The sequence below is a fragment of the Cupriavidus sp. GW823-FHT07A04 genome, from assembly GCF_058794615.1.
In genome coordinates, this window is sequence record NZ_JBXAHA010000010.1 from 108,808 (window position 1) to 126,256 (window position 17,449).

A 17,449-nucleotide genomic window follows, 5' to 3' on the forward strand; every position below is an offset into this window, starting at 1 on the left:
AGGCCATTTCAAAAAGACAAAAAGACGCTGGCGCCGTTGCGCGGCCTTGGCGGATCCACTTGTATGGTCTGCGGCCGCGCGCCTGGCCAGAGCCGCTTCGCTTCATGTTGAAACAACCCCTTAGTCCGCATAGGCCGATCAGGGATAATCGCCTCACTTTCGTGCCACTTTTCGCAGCAAGGAACACTTCAGCCATGGCCACGCCTTCCGCCCGCGAGCGCATCCTGGATGCCGCCGCCCGCCTGTTCTACCAGGACGGGCTGCGCGCGACCGGCATCGACAAGATCATTGCCGAGTCCGGCGTGGCCAAGATGTCCCTGTACCGGCATTTCGCCTCAAAGAACGAGTTGATCGCGGCCTTCCTCGACCGGCGCCACGAGAGCTGGATGCGCTGGTTCGAGCAGGACGTGGAAGCGCGCTTTGCCGCCAGCCCCGGCCTGGAGGTCATCGCGCACGCGCTGGCCGACTGGTTTTCCGACGAGGATTTTCGCGGTTGCGCGTTTATCAATGCGGTGGCGGAGGCGGGCGCCTCCGGCGAGGGCACTCAGGTGGCGCAATCCGTGGCGCACAAGGCGGAACTGGCGGCCTTTATCGGTTCGCTGGCCAGGCGCCTTGGCCTGCCGGAGCCCGATGCCATTGCCGAAGAGGCGATGCTCTGCGTGGAGGGCATGATCGTGCGGTACCAGATGACGGCCGATCCGGGCGTGGTCGACGCAGGACGGCGGTTGCTGCGCCGGTTGCAGCAAGTGCGTTGAAGGCGGGGCGTAAAGCCCATTTCGGGGCGGCAGTTACAGCGGCGCGGGCTGTGTCTGGGGTGCCTGCGCTGGCTGCGTTGACTGCGCTGGCGCGGCGGGCTTCTTGTCGTTCGTGCCGCTGTAGGCGAAATACTTGGCCTTGGCGCCCTTGGCCCAATACGCCAGGGTGAACTGCTTGCTGTCGCGCGCGTAGAGCATCTCGAGGCTGCCGTTGGCTGCTTCCCACTCGGCGTAGCCGTTCTCGGCACTGGGCTCGGTCTTGCGTTTGGACTCGTAGCGGGCGTCGAGCTTCTTGCTGACGTCATCCAGCGCGGACCGATCGAACGTCAGTGTGACGAGCGCCACCGTGTCGCCCGCGTCGCAGTTCACGATCGCGCGGGTCAGGCCCGGCAGATTGAAACGGTCAAGGTGCTTGAGCTCCACCGTGTCCCCGCCGGCCCACGGCGTGGTGCCTGTCTTGACGCGATTCGGGCCGGGTGTCATCCGCGCGCACTTGGTTTTGCCAAGTTCAAGGCCGAGGGGGGCCGCATCCTTGCCGGGCGGTTGTGCGTGGGCGGCGATCGACGCCAACAGGAGGGCGGCGAGGAGGGGGCGCTTCTTCATCATGGTTTTGGCGAGATTCGAGATCTCGAAACGAACATGAGCGCGATTTTAAGGCCTGCCGCCGCGAGGATAGGTACTTCCGTAGTTTGGCCCAGTGTGTTGAGCAAGCTTTGACGCCGCCGCCGTTTGTGTTTCGCATGGCGCATAGCGCGTTCCGGGCGCGCGATTCGCGGCCGGAACGCGTAGCGTGCAGCGGCGTTGACGCGTCATGCGCCGTAGTAGAAGGCGCTGCGCACGGCGTCGATCTGCGGTTGCAGGCTGGCCTGAGCCTGCGGTGGCATGCTTGCCGCGTCCCCCTTGGCTGCCGCGGCAGCTTGCGCGGCTACCTTGGCTTCGGCCGCTTGGATGTCCTGGGGATAGGTCGCGTCGTCGCCGTGGCCCGGCTGGTAGCCGGCTTGCTCCAGCCGGATCAGGTCGGCGCGGACTTCGGCACGGGTGAGTGGCACCTGCTCGCCTTGGGCGAAGGACAGAGCCGGCGCTGCCAGGGCGCAGGACAGCAAGACTGTGCGAACGATTGCTTTCATGGTGCGTTACCTCTTTCAGTTGGAAGGGCCCGGTGTGGCTGGGGCCGCTGCGCTTTCATCGAGATGATGAAAGGCTGTGACCAGTATTGGTTTGGCACGGTGACCTCGGCCTTACCATCTCATTACAATCCCGTCATGCACCGCTGATGCTGCCAATGCCGCTATGCCGCTATGCCGCTATGGCGCCACGGCAGTCCGTTGCCAGCCGCCGCCCAGTGCCTTGACCAGCATCACACTCGCGATCAACTGGCGTCGGTGCACCAGCTCGGCAGCCCGTTCGCTGGCAAGCGCGGTGCTCTCCAGCACGCTGACATCCAGGTAGGCCACCGCGCCCTTGCGGTAGCGGTCCAGCCCCAGCGCCAGAGCGCGCTCGGACGCTTCGGTGGCGGCTTGCTGGCTGGTGGCCTCTTCCTGCAGCGCATGCAGCGCGGCAAAGTTGTCTTCTACCTCCTGGAAGCCGCGCAGCACGCTTGCGCGATAGTCGGCGGCACTGGCGTCGAACTGGGCGCGCGCGCTGTCGGCCACCGCCTGGCGGCGGCCACCGTCGAACAGCGTGGCGGCCAGTGCGGGGCCGATCGCCCAGAAGCGGCTCGGCGCGGTCAGCCAGCTGGCCAGGCTGGTGCTCTCCAGCCCGCCACCGACGGCGAGCAGCAGGCTCGGGAAAAACGCGGCGCGGGCTACGCCGATCTGCGCATTGGCGGCTGCCACGCGGCGTTCGGCGGCGGCAATGTCGGGGCGGCGCTCCAGGAGCTGCGAGGGCAAGGCGGCCGGCATGGCCGGCAGGGTGGGCAGCACGGCAGTATCGGCCAGTGGCGGCAGCGAGAAGCGCGCTACGGGCTCGCCCAGGAGCGTGGCGATGGCATGCTCCAGCTGCGTGCGGTTCAGGCGCAGGTCGGCTAGCTGCGCCTTGGTGCTTTCGAGCTGCGCCTTGGCTTGCGCCACATCGCCTTCGGTGGCGATGCCGCCACGGTAGCGGTTGTCGGCCAGTTGCAGGACCGTGCCGTAGGCGTCGACGGTGCGCCTGAGCAGGTCGATCTCCCGGTCGGCCGAACGCAGGCCGAAGTAGTCGGCGGCCAGTTCGGCCTGCAGGCCGAGGCGCACCGCCGCCACGTCGTCCGCACTGGCCTGGGCGCGCGCCTCGGCGGCATCCACGCCATTGCCGATGCGTCCCCACAGGTCGGGTTCCCAGGAGGCGGTGAGCCCTAGCAGGTGGTCGGGCTCGGTCTTGCCGGCCAGCGAGCGGCCAACCACATTGGCCGAGGTATGGCTGCTGCTGGTGCTCAGCCCGGCGTTGATGGTGGGAAAGTAAGCCGCATGCGCGGCCCGGGCCTGGGCACGGGCGTCTTCCAGCAGGGCCACGGCCTTGCGCAGCGTCTGGCTGGAAACGTCGATGCGGGTTTCTAGCGCGTTGAGCGGCGCGTCGGCATACACGTGCCACCAGTCCGGCGCGATGCCCGCCGGGCCGCCCGGATGCGCCGCGCTGGCGCCGGCTTCCTTGTACGCGGCGGGCGTGTCGACAGTGGGTGGCTGGTAGGCCGGCGCGGTGGCGCAGCCTGTGAGCAGCGCTGCCAGCGCCAACGAGGCGAGCGACGCCGCCAGGCGGCGTGGCCGGGCTGCAGGCACGCGGGTTTGATGAGAACGCTTGGGAGTTTGCATGGCAGGCCTACTTAGCCTGGCTGGCCGTGGTTGCCGGCTGGATGGCCGGCGTGGCCGGCGTATTGGGCGCATCCGCCGCCACCCGGACCCGATCGCCCGCCAGCAGGCCGTCTCCGGGGTTGACCACCACCTGTTCGCCGCCCTGCAAGCCCTCCGTGATCTCCACATGCGAGCCAAAGTCTCGGCCCAGCGTCACCAGCCGGATCGCCAGCATGCCGTTCGCGCCCACCACGGCCACGCAGGTGCCTTGCGGGCGGAACATCAACGTGTTGGCCGGCAGGGTCAGGCCGGCCCTTGCTTGCGGCGCGCTCAGGTGGACCTCGGCATAGGCGCCGGGCAGGATCCGTCCACCCGCGTTGTCCACGTCCAGCTCCACGCGCAGGCTGCGCGTGACGTTGTCGATGGCGCCGGCATTGCGCGCCACGGCAGCGGCAAAGTGCTGGCCGGGGAACTGCGGCAGTGTGAGCCACGCCTGCATCTGCGGGCCGACCATGCCGCTTGCATCCTGCGGCACCTGCACATACACACGCAGCCGCGTGCCGGCGGAGAGATGGAACAATTCCCGGCCGGGTCCGCCGGCGCTGCCGGCATCGATCAGCGCGCCGGTGTCCACGTTGCGCGCGGTCACCACGCCGTCAAAGGGCGCGCGGATCTGCGTGTATGAGGCGAGTTGCGCCAGCCGTGCCGTGTTGGAGCGGGCGGAGGCCAGCGTGGCGGCCTTGGCCTGCATGTCGGCCACCTTCTGGTCGGTGTCCTGCTGCGCCACCGAGCGGGATTTGAGCAGGTCTTGCCAGCGCTCGGCGGTGCTTTTGGCCAGCGCGTAGTTGGCCGCGGCGATGGCTTCGTCGGCGTGCGCTTGTCGCAGCTGGTCGCTGACCTCGGGCGCGTCGATCTCTGCCAGCAACTGGCCTTGCTTGACCGGGGTGCCGATGTCGGCGTACCAACGGCGCAGGTAGCCGTTGACGCGCGCATAGACCGGTGCGTCCTGGAAGGCGCGCACGTCGCCCGGCAAGGTCAGTTCCTGCAGCGCTGGCGCGCTGGCAGGCCGCACCGTCGAGACGGTGGTGGCCAGGGCTTCGGCGGTGCGCGCGGCCAGCGTGGCATGGGCATGCAGCCTGGGGAGGATGCCGGTGGCCAGCGCGCCGCCAAGCACTGCCAATACCAGCAAGCCCAGCAAGCTGGCTCGCAGGCGGCGCGTGCGCGCGGGTGCCATGCCTGGGGCGGCGGCGACGTCGCTGGATGGGGACATGGGGGGAGCAGGGAGAGTCATGCCGGGCCTTTCTGGTCGAGACCGAGAGCGGGATGCAAATCAGGGACAGGGATAGGGGCCGGCGCACGAGCGGCAAGCCACCGGTGCAGCAGCGCGAACAGGGTGGGCACCAGCACCAGCGTGGCGACGGTGCCGCAGGCTAGCCCGCCGATCACGGCGCGGCCGAGCGGGGCGTTCTGCGCGCCGGCATCGCCCGCGCCAAGCGCCATCGGGATCATGCCGATCAGCATGGCCAGCGCGGTCATCACCACCGGACGGAAGCGCCCGATGCCGGCCTGCAGCGCCGCCTCGAGGGGCGCCACGCCCGCCGCGCGCAGTTCGCGCGCCAGGCTGACCACCAGGATGCTGTTGGCGGTGGCGATGCCGATGCACATGATGGCGCCGGTCAGTGCCGGCACGCTGATGGTGGTGCGCGTGACAAACAGCATCCACGCCATGCCCGCCAGCGCGCCTGGCAGGCCGCCGATGATGGCCAGCGGGTCAAGCCAGGACTGGAAGTTCACCACCATCAGCAGATACACCAGCACCACCGCAATCGCCAGGCCGCCAAGCAGCCCGGCGAAAGAGGCGTGCATGGTCTGCACCTGCCCACGCACCACCAGCTCGGAGCCGGGCGGCAGCGTCTTGCGCGCGGCATCGACGATGCGGCCGATGTCGCCCGCCACCGCGCCAAGATCGCGCCCGCGCACCGAGCCGAAGATGTCGATCACCGGCTGCACGTTGTAGTGCGACACCACGCCTTGCTGGCTGGACCGCACCACGTTGCCGAGCGACCCGAGCAGGTCGCCGCCGCTGGCGGAGTCTAGCGAGGCGGCGCCAAGTCCCATCGGAATGTTGGACAGCGACTGCAGCGAGCCCATGGCGGACTGCGGCACCGACACCATCAGCGGATAGCTCACGCCGTTGCGCGGATTGAGCCAGAAGTTGGGTGAGGTCTGGCCGCTGCCGGAGAGTGAGATCAGCAGGTTCTGCGCCACCTCGCGTTGCGACAGCCCGGCCTGCAGCGCGCGGGTGCGGTCCACATTCACCGTCAGCGCGGGCTGGTCGTCCGGTTGCTGGATATGCACATCGGCCAGCCCCGGCACCGCGCGCAACTGGCCAACCAGTTTCTGCGCCACCGCGCGATTGGCTGCCAGCTGATTGCCCACCACCTGGATATCGATTGGCGCCGGCAGCCCGAAATTCAGGATCTGGCTGACGATGTCGGCCGGCAGGAAGGAGAAGCTCACGCCCGGGAATGCCTTGGGCAGCAGGGCGCCCAGCTGGTCGACATAGCCCGCCGTGGCGCCATGGCCCGGCTTCAGCGACACCAGGATCTCGGCGTCGGCGGTGCCGATCGGCAGCGCGGAGTCATAGGTCAGGTTGATGCCGCTGACAGGCAGGCCGATGTTGTCGATGATGCCGGCCACCTGGTCCGGGCCGATGGCCGCGCGGATACGGTTCTCCACCGCATCGGCGATGCGCGCCGTTTCCTCGATGCGGGTCCCCGTGCGCGCGCGCATGTGCAGGCGGATCTCGCCACTGTCCACGCTGGGGAAGAAGTCCTGCCCCAGGAAGGGCACCAGCGCCATCGAGGCGGCACAGCAGGCCAGGAAGGCGGCGGCCAGCCGCCTGGGGTGGCGCAGTGCTGCAGCGAGGGTCGCGGCGTAGCGCGTGCGCACGCCTTCGAACCCGTGTTCAAAGCGCGCCTGCAGCCGCGCGCAGGCGCGACGCAGGCGGCCGGTTCCGTGCGTCTGCGCCGCGTCGTTGTGCTCGTCGTTGCGTTCGCCACGCAGCAGGTAATGCGCCAGCGTGGGAATCAGCGTGCGCGAGAAGAAGTAGGACGCCGCCATGGCGAACACCACGGCCTCGGCCATCGGCACGAACAGGTAGCGCGCCACGCCGGTGAGCAGGAACATCGGCAGGAACACGATGCAGATCGACAGCGTGGATACCAGCGTGGGCACGGCGATCTGCGCCGAGCCTTCCAGGATCGCATGCTCCAGCGGCTTGCCCAGCTCGCGGTGGTGGGTGATGTTCTCGATGGCCACGGTGGCGTCGTCCACCAGCACGCCCACCGCCAGCGCCAGCCCGCCCAGCGTCATGATATTGAGCGTCTCGCCGAGCGCGCTGAGCGCCATCAGCGCGGCCAGCACCGAGAGCGGGATCGAGATCGCGATGATCAGCGTGGCGCGCCAGCTGCCCAGGAACAGCAAGATCATCGCTGCGGTCAGGCAGGCGGCGATCAGCGCTTCGTGCAACACGCCGTGGATGGCGGAGGTAACAAAGACCGACTGGTCCGACACCGGCTGCACCCGCAGCGAAGACGGCAGCCCGGCCATGATGCGCGGCAGCATGGCCTTGACCTGGGCGATGATGGACAGCGTGGAGGTGTTGCCGCTCTTCTCGATCTCCAGCAGCGCGGCGCGCTTGCCGTCGCGGCGCACCACGTTGGTCTGCGGCGCGTAGCCGTCGCGCACCTGGGCCACGTCGCGCACATAGACCGTGCCGCCGGGGCCGCTCTTGACCGGCAGGTTGTTGAGGCCGGCCACAGTGGCGGTGCTGCCGTTCAGGTCGACCCGGTATTCGAGCGCGCCGATCTTGGCGGTGCCACCGGGCAGCACCAGGTTTTGCGCATTGATGGCGTTGACCACGTCCAGTGGCGCCAGGCCGCGTGCCTGCAGCGCGCGCGTATCGAGATCCACCATCACCTGGCGCACCTTGCCGCCGTAAGGCAGCGGCACCGACGCGCCCTGCACGGTAGCTAGCTGCGTGCGGATGAAATTATTGCCCAGGTCGTAAAGCTGCTGCTCCGGCAGTTGGTCGCTGGCCAGCGCCAGCCGCAGGATCGGCACGGTGGAGGCACTGTAGCTCAGGATCAGCGGCGGCGTGGTGCCCGGCGGCATGTTGCGCAGCATCGATTGCGCACCCGACGAGGTCTCGGCAATCGCGCGGTTGATGTCGGCGCCGGGATGGAAGAAGATCTTGATCACCGCCACGCCGGCGAGCGATTGCGACTCGATATGCTCGATATCGTCCACGCTGTTGGTCAGCGAGCGCTCGTAGCCGGTGACGATGCGCCGCGCCATGTCCTCGGCGGACAGGCCGTTGTAGGTCCACACCACGCTGACCACCGGGATGTCGATGGCCGGAAAAATGTCGGTAGGCGTGCGCAGCAGCACCAGCGGGGCAGCAAGCAGCAAGCACAACGCCAGCACCACAAAGGTGTAGGGGCGGCTCAGCGCGAGCCTGACAATCCACATGGTGTGCACTCCGGGATGAGGGGTGGGGGCCGCGACGACCGCTTTGTTGCGGCGTCAGCGGTGTGCGATGGCCGCATTCTAGGAAGCCAGGGGAGCCGGTAATGCTGTCGAATCGATTACAGATTTGTCATTCAGGAGCGCCACGCCAACGGCTATCATCCGAGCATGCAAGGCGCCCGAAGCGCGCCCTGCCGGTACAGGCCAGGCGAGGACGGACATGAGAATTCTGGTGGTGGAGGATGAGCCCAAGACGGGCGAGTACCTGCGCAAGGGGCTGACCGAATCGTCCTTCGTGGTCGACCTGGCGGTGACCGGCGCCGATGGCCTGCACCAGGCGCTGGAGGTGGTGTACGACCTGGTCATCCTTGATGTGATGCTGCCTGGCATGAACGGCTGGGACGTGCTCAAGCAACTGCGCGAGCACAAGGACACGCCGGTGCTGTTCCTGACCGCGCGCGATGAAGTGGAGGACCGCGTGCGCGGGCTGGAGCTGGGCGGCGACGACTATCTGGCCAAGCCCTTCGCCTTTGTCGAGCTGCTGGCGCGGGTGCGCACCTTGCTGCGGCGCGGCCCGGTGCGCGAGGCCGACCGCATCGAGATCGAAGACCTGGAGATCGACCTGATCCGCCACCGCGTGACGCGCGCCGGCCGGCGCATCGAGCTGACGCCGCGTGAATTCTCCCTGCTGCATTTCCTGGCGCGCCGTCACACCGAGGTGCTGAGCCGTACCCAGATCGCCTCCCATGTCTGGGACATGAACTTCGATAGCGATACCAATGTGGTGGATGTGGCGGTGCGCCGCCTGCGCGCCAAGATGGACGACGATTTCCAGCCCAAGCTGATCCACACCGTGCGTGGCATGGGCTATGTGCTGGAGCGCCGGGAACCCTGATGCGCAGGCTCTCGCTCACTGCCCGCCTGGCGCTAGCCTTTGGCCTGGTGGCCGCGATCGTGTTCGGCGGCGCGGGCGCCTACCTCTACCGCGCGCTGGCCATGCAGGTGATAGAGCGCGACGACGCGGAACTGCTGCGCAAGGTGGCGCGCGCGCGGGCCGAGCTGATGGAACAGGGCGCCCGGCCCGACAGCGACTGGCGGGAAGTGGCCGGCGTGGTGTCGGGCAACGATGAGTTTGCGCTGGTGGTGCGCGCCGCTGGTGGCGCCGTGTTGCTTGCGGCCAATGCCGGCGAAGGGCCGCCCGCCTTGCAGCCGGTGGCGCCGGATGCGCAGCTCGGGCCCGAAGCGATCCGTGCCTGGACCACGCGGCAGGGCTACCCGGTGCACGGCGTGCAGGCGCAGGTCCCAGTCGGTCCAGGTACTGCTGGCACTGGCGCCGTCACGCAGACGCTGGCCTTCACGCTCTACCAGACCGCCATCTCCCGCACCACGTTGCTGCGCGCATACCGCGCGAAACTGCTGTTGACGGGCCTGCTGGGCACGCTGGCCGTGGCCGGGCTTGGCTACCTGGTGCTGCGCGCCGGCATGGCGCCGCTGCGGCGCATTGCCGCCGGGGCATCGTCGGTCACGGTGCGCCGGCTCGAGCTGCCGATCGACCCGGCGCGGCTGCCGCCCGAACTGGCGGAACTGGCTGCGGCCCTGCAACAGATGATGGACCGGTTGCGGGATGGGTTCGAACGCTTGTCCCAGTTTTCCGCGGACCTGGCGCACGACTTCCGCACGCCCATCGGCAACCTGCTCGGGCAGAGCCAGGTCGCGCTGTCTAGCGAGCGCAGCGCCGACGAATACCAGGCGCTGCTGGCGTCCAATATCGAGGAATATGAACGCCTGGCCCGCATGATCGAGAACATGCTGTTCCTTGCGCGGGCCGAGAACGCCCGCGTGGCGGTCAACCCGGTGCGCCTGGACCTGGCGCGCGAACTGGGCGCGCTGTCCGACTATTTCGAGGGGCTGGCGGAGGCGAGCGGCGTGGCGATCGCGGTGGATGGCGGGGGCGCCGTGCTGGCCGATCCGCTGCTGCTGCGGCGCGCGGTCAGCAACCTGGTGGCCAATGCCATCCGCTACACACCCGCCGGGCAGACGGTGGTGATGGCGGCGCGCACGGGCCCTGCAGGTAGCCGTATCGAAGTGCGCAATCCTGGGGCCGGCATCGCGCCGGAACACCTGCCCAAGCTGTTCGATCGCTTCTTTCGCGGCGATCCTGCCCGCGCCAACTCGGGAGAGTCGGCGGGCATCGGCCTGGCCATCGTGAAGTCCATCATGGACTTGCACCATGGGCACGTTGAGGTGGAGTCCGAAGTCGGGGGAACCACAGTCTTCAGGTTGCTGTTTCCGCCGAGCTTGGCGGATCCCGCGTCTTAGGGGGCCGCTGCCGGCGTTACTGGCGCAGCGACGTGAGCAGCCGGATGCCGAGCAGCGCCATCACCCCGCCGGCCGCGCGATCCAGCCACAGCTTGAAGCGCAGGTAGAAGGCACGCGGCCTGGCGGAGGAGAGCGCGATCGCCACGATCGCGTACCAGCCAGTCTCGATGGCAAAGACCATCAGCGGCAGCGCCAGCAGCAGCGAAGGCGGCACCTGGGCGGGCAACAGCGCGGCAAACACGCTGGCGTAGACCACCGCCGTCTTGGGGTTGCTCAGCTGCGTGGCGAAGCCGCTCAGCAGGACACGGCCGCGCCCCGTGGCGGGCGTTCCACCGCCTTCTGCTTTGCCGGCCGCCATCGTCAGGGGCGCGCTGGCGCCGCGCCAGATGCGCACGCCCAGATACACCAGGTAGATGCCGCCGCCCACCTTCATCGCCATGTACAGCCAGGGCACTGCCGTCAGCAAGAGCTTGAGCCCGAGCAGCGCAGCCGCCGCAAACACCACGCCGCCCAGCCCCATGCCCAGCGCCATGTAGAGCGCATCGGCGCGGGAGCGGGCAATGGCGGCGCGGGCCACCATGACAAAGCTCGGGCCGGGGCTGACCGCGCCGAGCGCCAGCGTGCCGCCAATGGCCAATGTGGATGTGAGTGCGTCCATGGGATTGTCTCGTCAGGAAGGAGGGGATCCGCTGCGGGCCAGCATGAGGCCGTTGCGCGTGGCGAAATGGTAGCAGCAAGACGCACGCGCCGCCGGCTTCGGCAGGCCCCGCTCAGTTCGCCCCGAATCCCGCCCCGCTCAGTGCCGCAATCGTCTGCGCCAGCTCCTCGCGCAGTGTCGCCACGAGTTGCGCTGCCGGCAGGGCGCGCGCCAGCGGCGCGGCTTGCCCGGCCCATTGCGCGGCGTAGTCCGCGTTGCCGCGCGCCTTGGCCGCCGCATGCAGGGCCTTGCCGGCGTCGTAGGTGATGGGGTAATCGGGGATCGCCGGGCGGTCCGCTGCCTCGCCCAGTTCCGTCAGCCGGTTGACGAAGCCGCGCGCGGCCCGGCCGGAAATGGAGCGGGTCAGCGTGGTGCTGGCAGGCCGGTCCGCCAGCAGGGCGGCGCGGTAGGGCGCGTCGGCCACGGTCTCCGGGCAGGCCACGAAGGCGGTGCCGAGCTGCGCGGCCTGCGCGCCCAGCGCCAGGGCCGCCGCAATGCCGGCGCCGTCCATGATGCCGCCGGTGGCGATCACGGGCAGGGCGGTATGGCGGACCAGCAGCCGTACCAGCGCCAGGGTGCCGAGGCCTTCGTCATGCCCTTCGGGCTTGAACGTGCCGCGGTGGCCGCCGGCTTCCACGCCTTGGGCAACGATGGCATCGACGCCGGCAGCGGCGATCTGCCGCGCTTCGTCCAGGCTGGTGGCCGTGGCCATCAGGAAGATGCCGGCGGCGTGCAGCGCGTCGATCCAGGCCTGCGCCGGCAAGCCGAAATGGAAGCTCACTACCGCGGGCCGCTCCTCCAGCAGCATCGCGAACATGGCGTCGTCGGCGACAAAGCTGGTGTAGATCTCGCGCAGGCTGGCGGGCGGCGTGGCGCCGAATTCGGCGAAGCTCGGCGCCAGGTAGGCCAGCCATTGCGCCTCGCGCGCGGGGTTGGCGACGGCGGGCGCATGGCAGAACAGGTTGATGTTGAAGGGCTTGTCCGTCAGCGCACGGGTTTCGCGGATGGTCTTGCGGGCGCCCTCGGCGTCCATGGCGCCGACGCCGAGCGAGCCCAGGCCGCCGGCATTCGACACTGCCGCGGCAAGCGCCGGTGTGCTGACGCCTGCCATTGGTGCCTGGATGATCGGGGTGGCAAGGCCGAGCCGGGAGAGCAGCGTGCGTGGTTGCGTGGCGTGGATGGGGTCGGTCATGACGGGCTCCTCGTTTCTTCGGTAATGGGTGGATTTTGTGGGGGTGGATTCTGTGGGGTGGGTTCCGTGCCGCGCGCCGGGCATGCGCTGGCCTTCACAGGAAGCAGAAGACGGCAGATGCCAGCAGCGCGGCAGCGGCGGCGGCAAGCGGCCCGCTGAAGCTATGGCTGTGCGCCATCAGCGCATCGGATACCAGCGGGCCGGCGATCTGGCCTACGCCATAGGCGGCGGTCATGATGGCAAGCAGGTTGAATGTCACGCGGTGGGCCACGCGTTTCGCGGCGGGCATGGCGATGGTCACGGTGCCAACGAAGGTGCCGCCCACCAGCAGCGCGCTAGCCAGGTAGGCCACGGCCGAGTGGCTGAGCGCGGGCAGGATCACGCCCACTGCCTGCACCAGCAGGTTGAGCGCGAGCGCACGCCGCGTGCCAAGGCGCTCGTGCAGCGCATGCCAGAGAAAACACGAAGGTGCCGCGCCAAGCCCGAACGCGGCCCAGATATGGATCGGGTCGATGTGGCCGAGCGCGTCGCGCACAAAGAGCGGCAGGTAAGTTGCCGTGACAATGTAGCCGAACCCCGCCAGCCCGTAGCTGGCCACCAGCGGCCACGGACCAGGGCCGTTGGCATTGGCCTCGTCCGTGGCACTGGCACTGGTAGCGGCATGCGGCTGAGGTGCCGGCACGCGGCCCGCAAGATAAGGCCATGCGAGCAAGCTCAGCACGGCGGCGCCACCGCCGATGGCCAGCCACAGCAAAGGACTGTGCCAACCGGCCAGGTTGCCGGCGGCAATGAGCTCGGCGGACAGCAGGATGCCGGCACCGACGCCCGAGAACAACAGCGGCGCGCCATGCGGATGCCCTACCACCTGGAACAGCCACACGGACGCGCAGATCAGCGCGATGGCGCTGAGCACGCCCGCCAGGAAGCGCACGCCGATAAAGAACCAGGGCGCGGCCGGCACGGCCAGCGCCAGCAGGCACAGGGCCGTGCCGAAGAGCGCGATGCGGCAAAAGCGCGGCGCAACGCGCTGCGGCATGCGGCTGACCGCGAGGGCGCCCACGAGATAGCCTGCATAGTTGGCGGATGCGGTCAGCGAGCCGGCACTGACGCTCAGCAGGCCGTCGCGCACCATCAGCGGATACATGCCGGTAAATGCAAAGCGCCCGAAGCCCATGCCCACCGCCAGCACCAGCGCGGCGGCCAGTGAGGGCATCCATGGCGCCATGGTCTTGCCGAAGGATTGCGGCGCGGCTGTGACGGTCCGGATCCTAGCCATGCTGCAGCTCCTGGAGAAACGCCGCGTATGCCGACGTGGCAAAACCCGAACGGCGCACCAGCAAGGTGTGCGCGACTCGCACGGGCACGGTTTGCAGGCTTGCGGCATCGGGGTGCAGCGCCAGCAGCGACCTCGGCAGGATGGCCACGGCCGAGCCCGCCGTCACGCAGGCGAGGATCGCGTGGTAAGACGCCAGTTCCAGCACGTTCAGCGCCAGCCGTGGGCCTTCGCCGCTGGCGAGCCAGTCCTCGGCACACAGGCGGTACGTGCAGCCGCGCGAGAACGTGGCCAGGCTGCGCAGCTTGATGTCCTGCGGCGTGCGCACTGGCGGATGGCTGTGCGGCAGCACCAGCAGCAGTTCTTCAGAGAACAGGAACGTGCCTTCCAGGCCGGGGCCGAGTACGTCCATGTCTAGCGTGTCCGGCGCGCCCTCGGAGGGATGGGCCACCACGGCGCAGTCGATGCGATGCGCCAGCAGTGCGTCGATCAAGGCTTGCGTGGTGCCGGTCTGGATCTCGATCCGCACGTCCGGCCATTTGCCGTGATAGCGCGCCAGCGGGCGGGGCAGCCGGCTGGCGGCCGAGCTTTCCATGCTGCCCACGCGCAGCGTGCCCGAGGGCGCATCGCTGCGCATGGATTGGCGGGCCTCTTCGGCCAGCGCCAGCAGCCGCTCGGTATAGCCCAGGAAGCGCTGTCCTTGCGGCGTCAGGGTCATGCGCTTGCTGTCGCGCAGGAACAGGGCGACGCCGAGCTCCTCTTCGAGCTGCTTGACGCGCGTGGTGACATTCGACTGCACGCGGTCCAGGGTCTTGGCCGCCCGCGTGATGCTTTCTTCAAGCGCAACGGCTCGGAAAATCTCAAGTTCGGCCAGGTCCACGGCAATCCTTTGATTGAAATAGGTTCTTAAAAAGAGAACAAATTTCAATTAACTATCATAGATAGGGAATGATAAGTCAAGAAAGCCATGATGGCAGCGGGGTGAGGCGAAGCGGGAAGCATATTCCGGCGAGCAATGCCCCGGCCCTCCGTGTACCCAAGGCGCGGGACTAATGCGGATCCTGGTATTGCGAGGGTTGGGGTTGCGCGGGTTGCTGCTGCGAATGCCGTTGCGCCGGTGCTGGCCGCGCCAGGAGCGCACGGATCGACGCAAGGTAGCGGTCGCCAACCTCCCGGCTGGCCCGGTTCGACTGGGCGCGCAGGGTGCGGCGGGCCGGTGGCGTGATGTTCAGGCTGCGGCAGATCGTTGACAGGTAGGGCTTGCGGTCTCCCGCCAGTCGCTGTGCCGCGGCTTGTACCGCCGCGTCGCCTACGCGTTCGCGCAACCAGGCCAGGACCTGCCTGTCGTATTCGTTCTGTACCCGGACCAAGTGTTCCATGATCGGCTCCCGTAGATACTGTTCATCCATACAGTTACTGTGAATATATACAGTAATCTGGTTTTTTCAAGGATGAATGCCGAGGACCAGATACGGGCCACCGTCCAGGGGGCTACAGGACCATGCAGGCGGCAGCGCTGGCGCCGGCGCGTTGCGCCAGGCAGGCGGGCCCGGCGGGCGGCATTTCCAGGTGGCAGCGCTGGCTCACAGGCAGGTTATCTTCCGGGGGCTTGCCGGCTGGGGGCGCGTCATGCCGCGGCGGGTGGTTGTCGCGCAGGGCCGGATGGTGCTTTTCCACCCAGCGCGCCGCTCTCCAGAGCGCGAAGATGCAGGCAACCGCATAACTGCAGTAGATGAGGATCAGCATAAGCACCTTGCTTCGCGCCCGCTTGGGGGCGAGTAGTTCAAGAAAGTGCGAGTATGCGCAAGATCACTCTCGATGCGGTATCACTCGATTGGGGGGAGCCCGGTGGTTGCGCGGGCCGTAAGGCCAGGCGGGTGGCCGATCTGGCGGAAATGCCGCAGTGGGAAGAGAGACAATTGTTTGCAGTTCAGGCCTGATCTTCGCCTGGCGTATCGGCGCGGTACTCAAGCAGGTCGCCCGGTTGGCATTTCAGCGCCTCGCAGATTTTCTCCAGCGTATCGAAACGGATGCCCTTGACCTTGCCGGATTTCAGCAAGGAGAGATTGGGCTCGGTGATGCCGATGTACTGGGCGAGCTCGCGCGATTTCATCTTGCGCTCAGCAAGCAGGACGTCAAGCCGGACGAGGATAGTCATAGGGTCAGGGTGCCTCAAACGCAAACGCAAACTCAAACAAAGCTCTCATTCTCCAGCGCGACGCGCGCGGCCTCGACCATCGCCCAGGCGATGGCCAGCAGCAAGCCGCCCAGCAAGCCCAGCATCACGTCGCCGAAGGTGATGATCACCACCATGTAGGGGCCGTTGGCAACCGTGCTGGCCAGGGTCATGGCCAGCAGTGTCTTGGTGAGCGGAACCACCAAGCTGAACGCCGTCACCACCAGCGCCACGCGGCGCAGGCGCACGCCCGTCTCCAGGGTAAGGACCGCGCCGCCCGCCAGGGCCGCGAATAGCCTGTGCGCTTGCATCAGTCCACTGACCAGCAAAGCCGTGGCCACGCTCGTGATGGCCAACCCGAGCAGCCGGTACGGCATCGACACCAGCAACTGCCCGCCTGGCGCAGGCCCGGCCAGGAACGCGCGCAGGTTCCGGTCCAGCTCCGCATCGGGGAGCAAGAACCAGAAGGCGAACAGGGCCGCCGTCACCACGACGGCGCAGCACAGTGTCAGCCACTGCATGCGGCGCGCGATGACGCTAACGCGCGTTAGCGCGCCATCAGCGGGCAAGGGAAGGGAAAGGGGGGTCGGCATGCCGGTCTCCTGAAGGGATTGCGCATGGCAAAAAATTACTGTAAAACAGCAATGTATTATCGTTTTACAGTAATTTATATTCGTCGGAGATTAAATTATATGCGTTTTATAGCCTTCCCTGGCCGCCTCTTTCCCATCGCGCCTGCTGCCATGTTGGTGCTTTTGTCGGTTGTGCCTGCGCATGCCGCAGCCGAGGAACTTGCCGCCAACTATTGGTACGTCGGCGGCGACCTCAATATTGCCCGCGACAAAGTCAGTGCGAGCACGCCCGGCTGGGCGGGCGGATCGTCCAACAACGTTGGACTTGGCTTGCGGGGCGGCTATCAGTTTTCGCCCTATGTGTCGGTCGAAGGCTCGCTAGCCAGCCTTGGCCGTGTCGTGGCCAAAAATGGCAACGCCAACGACAAATTCGACGTGAACGCCTTGTCCGTCAACGTAGTGGGCCACCTGCCCCTGACCGAGCGTTTTTCGCTGCTGGGCATTGCCGGGGTCAACTATATGCATGGCCGGCGCTCGGGCGATCTCGAATCGAGCAACAAGTCGCAGGGGCTCATCAGCCTGGGGGTGGGCGCGTCCTATGCGGTCACGCAGAACTGGCGCTTGCGGATGCAGTACATGAATTACGGCAAGCTCAGTTGGAAGGGCAACGATGCTTCGGTCAAGAGCCAGGCCGTATCACTTGGCGTGGACTACCTGTTCCGCTGAGGCAGGCGCACGGGCCCGCGGCGCTACCAATACTTCAACACTTCAACACTTCAATACTTCAATGGCTATGACCATCAGGACAATCGCAGGCGTTGCATGGACCGCCGCAAGCTGCGCGCTGGCCGGCTGTGCGCCAACGCAGCTTTCCAGCCCGGCCGCATCGGCGGTCAGGATCACCCACAACGAGCCTGCCGCGGGATGCACCTATCTTGGCGACGTGACCGGCAGCCAGGGCGATTTTGTGCGGGGCGCCATCACGGCCAATGCGGATCTGGAAACCGGTGCTCGCAACGACATCAAGAACAAGGCGGCGGCAATGGGCGGCAATCTGGTGTACCTGCTCACCCAGCGCGCAGGGCAGACCGGCGGCAAGGATCGCCTGGAGCAAACCAATGTGACCCTGTCGGGCAACGTGTATCGCTGCGCGTCCCCAGGCGCGCGCTAGCG

Annotated in this window: 18 protein-coding genes; 5 read left to right on the forward strand and 13 right to left on the reverse strand. The window is 67.6% G+C overall.

What is annotated here, in order from left to right:
- Positions 1 to 194 precede the first annotated feature (194 nt).
- Entirely contained in the window at positions 195 to 755 is a 561-nt protein-coding gene (locus AC1Q7Q_RS18645) for a TetR/AcrR family transcriptional regulator (protein WP_492373166.1), read from the forward strand.
- Positions 756 to 788: 33 nt separating this feature from the next.
- Here the strand turns inward: AC1Q7Q_RS18645 and AC1Q7Q_RS18650 are convergent, their stop codons facing one another.
- The 5 genes from AC1Q7Q_RS18650 to AC1Q7Q_RS18670 all read right to left on the reverse strand — a co-directional run bounded on the left by AC1Q7Q_RS18650 (position 789) and on the right by AC1Q7Q_RS18670 (position 8,050).
- Positions 789 to 1,358, reverse strand: coding sequence for a hypothetical protein (locus tag AC1Q7Q_RS18650; protein WP_492373183.1), 570 nt, complete (start codon positions 1,356 to 1,358; stop codon positions 789 to 791).
- A gap of 206 nt (positions 1,359 to 1,564) precedes the next feature.
- Positions 1,565 to 1,882 (reverse strand): DUF4148 domain-containing protein, encoded by a 318-nt coding sequence (locus AC1Q7Q_RS18655; protein WP_492373165.1) that lies wholly within the window; start codon positions 1,880 to 1,882, stop codon positions 1,565 to 1,567.
- A gap of 177 nt (positions 1,883 to 2,059) precedes the next feature.
- Positions 2,060 to 3,538: an efflux transporter outer membrane subunit gene (locus AC1Q7Q_RS18660; protein WP_492373164.1), complete on the reverse strand. Its 1,479-nt coding sequence runs from the start codon at positions 3,536 to 3,538 to the stop codon at positions 2,060 to 2,062.
- A gap of 7 nt (positions 3,539 to 3,545) precedes the next feature.
- Positions 3,546 to 4,808: an efflux RND transporter periplasmic adaptor subunit gene (locus AC1Q7Q_RS18665; protein ID WP_492373163.1), complete on the reverse strand. Its 1,263-nt coding sequence runs from the start codon at positions 4,806 to 4,808 to the stop codon at positions 3,546 to 3,548.
- Positions 4,805 to 8,050 (reverse strand): efflux RND transporter permease subunit, encoded by a 3,246-nt coding sequence (locus AC1Q7Q_RS18670; protein ID WP_492373162.1) that lies wholly within the window; start codon positions 8,048 to 8,050, stop codon positions 4,805 to 4,807. The genes AC1Q7Q_RS18665 and AC1Q7Q_RS18670 overlap by 4 nt, the downstream gene beginning before the upstream one ends.
- 217 nt (positions 8,051 to 8,267) lie before the next feature.
- Here AC1Q7Q_RS18670 and AC1Q7Q_RS18675 point away from each other — a divergent pair, with 217 nt between their 5' ends.
- Together AC1Q7Q_RS18675 and AC1Q7Q_RS18680 are read left to right on the forward strand one after the other, a co-directional pair.
- On the forward strand, positions 8,268 to 8,942 hold the full coding sequence (locus AC1Q7Q_RS18675) for a heavy metal response regulator transcription factor (protein ID WP_150991420.1): 675 nt from the start codon (positions 8,268 to 8,270) through the stop codon (positions 8,940 to 8,942).
- Positions 8,942 to 10,366, forward strand: coding sequence for a heavy metal sensor histidine kinase (locus AC1Q7Q_RS18680; protein ID WP_492373161.1), 1,425 nt, complete (start codon positions 8,942 to 8,944; stop codon positions 10,364 to 10,366). The genes AC1Q7Q_RS18675 and AC1Q7Q_RS18680 overlap by 1 nt, the downstream gene beginning before the upstream one ends.
- Before the next feature lie 16 nt (positions 10,367 to 10,382).
- Here AC1Q7Q_RS18680 and AC1Q7Q_RS18685 read toward each other — a convergent pair whose 3' ends face one another.
- From AC1Q7Q_RS18685 to AC1Q7Q_RS18720, 8 genes are all read right to left on the reverse strand, one after another.
- Positions 10,383 to 11,024, reverse strand: a complete 642-nt coding sequence (locus tag AC1Q7Q_RS18685) for a LysE family translocator (RefSeq protein ID WP_492373160.1) — start codon at positions 11,022 to 11,024, stop codon at positions 10,383 to 10,385.
- A 112-nt stretch (positions 11,025 to 11,136) separates the two neighbouring features.
- Complete coding sequence (locus AC1Q7Q_RS18690) at positions 11,137 to 12,255, reverse strand: NAD(P)H-dependent flavin oxidoreductase (protein WP_492373159.1); 1,119 nt, start codon at positions 12,253 to 12,255, stop codon at positions 11,137 to 11,139.
- A gap of 94 nt (positions 12,256 to 12,349) precedes the next feature.
- Complete coding sequence (locus AC1Q7Q_RS18695) at positions 12,350 to 13,531, reverse strand: YbfB/YjiJ family MFS transporter (protein WP_492373158.1); 1,182 nt, start codon at positions 13,529 to 13,531, stop codon at positions 12,350 to 12,352.
- Entirely contained in the window at positions 13,524 to 14,408 is an 885-nt protein-coding gene (locus AC1Q7Q_RS18700) for a LysR substrate-binding domain-containing protein (RefSeq protein ID WP_492373157.1), read from the reverse strand. Before AC1Q7Q_RS18700 ends, AC1Q7Q_RS18695 begins: the two co-directional genes overlap by 8 nt.
- 169 nt (positions 14,409 to 14,577) lie before the next feature.
- A complete protein-coding gene (locus AC1Q7Q_RS18705) occupies positions 14,578 to 14,907 on the reverse strand; it encodes a CppA family protein (protein WP_174425005.1) in 330 nt (109 codons plus the stop codon).
- 112 nt (positions 14,908 to 15,019) lie between these two features.
- A complete protein-coding gene (locus AC1Q7Q_RS18710) occupies positions 15,020 to 15,274 on the reverse strand; it encodes a hypothetical protein (protein WP_492373156.1) in 255 nt (84 codons plus the stop codon).
- Between the two features lie 184 nt (positions 15,275 to 15,458).
- Entirely contained in the window at positions 15,459 to 15,686 is a 228-nt protein-coding gene (locus AC1Q7Q_RS18715; RefSeq protein WP_150991403.1) for a helix-turn-helix domain-containing protein, read from the reverse strand.
- A gap of 32 nt (positions 15,687 to 15,718) precedes the next feature.
- Positions 15,719 to 16,297 carry a hypothetical protein gene (locus AC1Q7Q_RS18720; protein WP_492373155.1) on the reverse strand — a complete coding sequence of 193 codons (579 nt, stop codon included), beginning with the start codon at positions 16,295 to 16,297 and terminating at the stop codon, positions 15,719 to 15,721.
- A gap of 24 nt (positions 16,298 to 16,321) precedes the next feature.
- Between AC1Q7Q_RS18720 and AC1Q7Q_RS18725 the strand changes: the two genes are divergently transcribed.
- The gene (locus AC1Q7Q_RS18725) at positions 16,322 to 17,002 is read left to right on the forward strand and encodes a porin family protein (protein WP_492373154.1); all 681 of its coding nucleotides are present in this window, start codon (positions 16,322 to 16,324) and stop codon (positions 17,000 to 17,002) included.
- A 67-nt stretch (positions 17,003 to 17,069) separates the two neighbouring features.
- Positions 17,070 to 17,447: a DUF4156 domain-containing protein gene (locus AC1Q7Q_RS18730; RefSeq protein WP_492373153.1), complete on the forward strand. Its 378-nt coding sequence runs from the start codon at positions 17,070 to 17,072 to the stop codon at positions 17,445 to 17,447.
- Positions 17,448 to 17,449: the final 2 nt, after the last annotated feature.

What these genes read in the sequence shown, in the direction of transcription:
- AC1Q7Q_RS18645 (WP_492373166.1), top strand. Translation starts at nt 195, where the DNA reads ATGGCCACGCCTTCCGCCCGCGAGCGCATCCTGGATGCCGCCGCCCGC.
- AC1Q7Q_RS18650 (WP_492373183.1), bottom strand. Translation starts at nt 1,358, where the DNA reads ATGAAGAAGCGCCCCCTCCTCGCCGCCCTCCTGTTGGCGTCGATCGCC.
- AC1Q7Q_RS18655 (WP_492373165.1), bottom strand. Translation starts at nt 1,882, where the DNA reads ATGAAAGCAATCGTTCGCACAGTCTTGCTGTCCTGCGCCCTGGCAGCG.
- AC1Q7Q_RS18660 (WP_492373164.1), bottom strand. Translation starts at nt 3,538, where the DNA reads ATGCAAACTCCCAAGCGTTCTCATCAAACCCGCGTGCCTGCAGCCCGG.
- AC1Q7Q_RS18665 (WP_492373163.1), bottom strand. Translation starts at nt 4,808, where the DNA reads ATGACTCTCCCTGCTCCCCCCATGTCCCCATCCAGCGACGTCGCCGCC.
- AC1Q7Q_RS18670 (WP_492373162.1), bottom strand. Translation starts at nt 8,050, where the DNA reads ATGTGGATTGTCAGGCTCGCGCTGAGCCGCCCCTACACCTTTGTGGTG.
- AC1Q7Q_RS18675 (WP_150991420.1), top strand. Translation starts at nt 8,268, where the DNA reads ATGAGAATTCTGGTGGTGGAGGATGAGCCCAAGACGGGCGAGTACCTG.
- AC1Q7Q_RS18680 (WP_492373161.1), top strand. Translation starts at nt 8,942, where the DNA reads ATGCGCAGGCTCTCGCTCACTGCCCGCCTGGCGCTAGCCTTTGGCCTG.
- AC1Q7Q_RS18685 (WP_492373160.1), bottom strand. Translation starts at nt 11,024, where the DNA reads ATGGACGCACTCACATCCACATTGGCCATTGGCGGCACGCTGGCGCTC.
- AC1Q7Q_RS18690 (WP_492373159.1), bottom strand. Translation starts at nt 12,255, where the DNA reads ATGACCGACCCCATCCACGCCACGCAACCACGCACGCTGCTCTCCCGG.
- AC1Q7Q_RS18695 (WP_492373158.1), bottom strand. Translation starts at nt 13,531, where the DNA reads ATGGCTAGGATCCGGACCGTCACAGCCGCGCCGCAATCCTTCGGCAAG.
- AC1Q7Q_RS18705 (WP_174425005.1), bottom strand. Translation starts at nt 14,907, where the DNA reads ATGGAACACTTGGTCCGGGTACAGAACGAATACGACAGGCAGGTCCTG.
- AC1Q7Q_RS18710 (WP_492373156.1), bottom strand. Translation starts at nt 15,274, where the DNA reads ATGCTGATCCTCATCTACTGCAGTTATGCGGTTGCCTGCATCTTCGCG.
- AC1Q7Q_RS18715 (WP_150991403.1), bottom strand. Translation starts at nt 15,686, where the DNA reads ATGACTATCCTCGTCCGGCTTGACGTCCTGCTTGCTGAGCGCAAGATG.
- AC1Q7Q_RS18720 (WP_492373155.1), bottom strand. Translation starts at nt 16,297, where the DNA reads ATGCCGACCCCCCTTTCCCTTCCCTTGCCCGCTGATGGCGCGCTAACG.
- AC1Q7Q_RS18725 (WP_492373154.1), top strand. Translation starts at nt 16,322, where the DNA reads ATGGCAAAAAATTACTGTAAAACAGCAATGTATTATCGTTTTACAGTA.
- AC1Q7Q_RS18730 (WP_492373153.1), top strand. Translation starts at nt 17,070, where the DNA reads ATGACCATCAGGACAATCGCAGGCGTTGCATGGACCGCCGCAAGCTGC.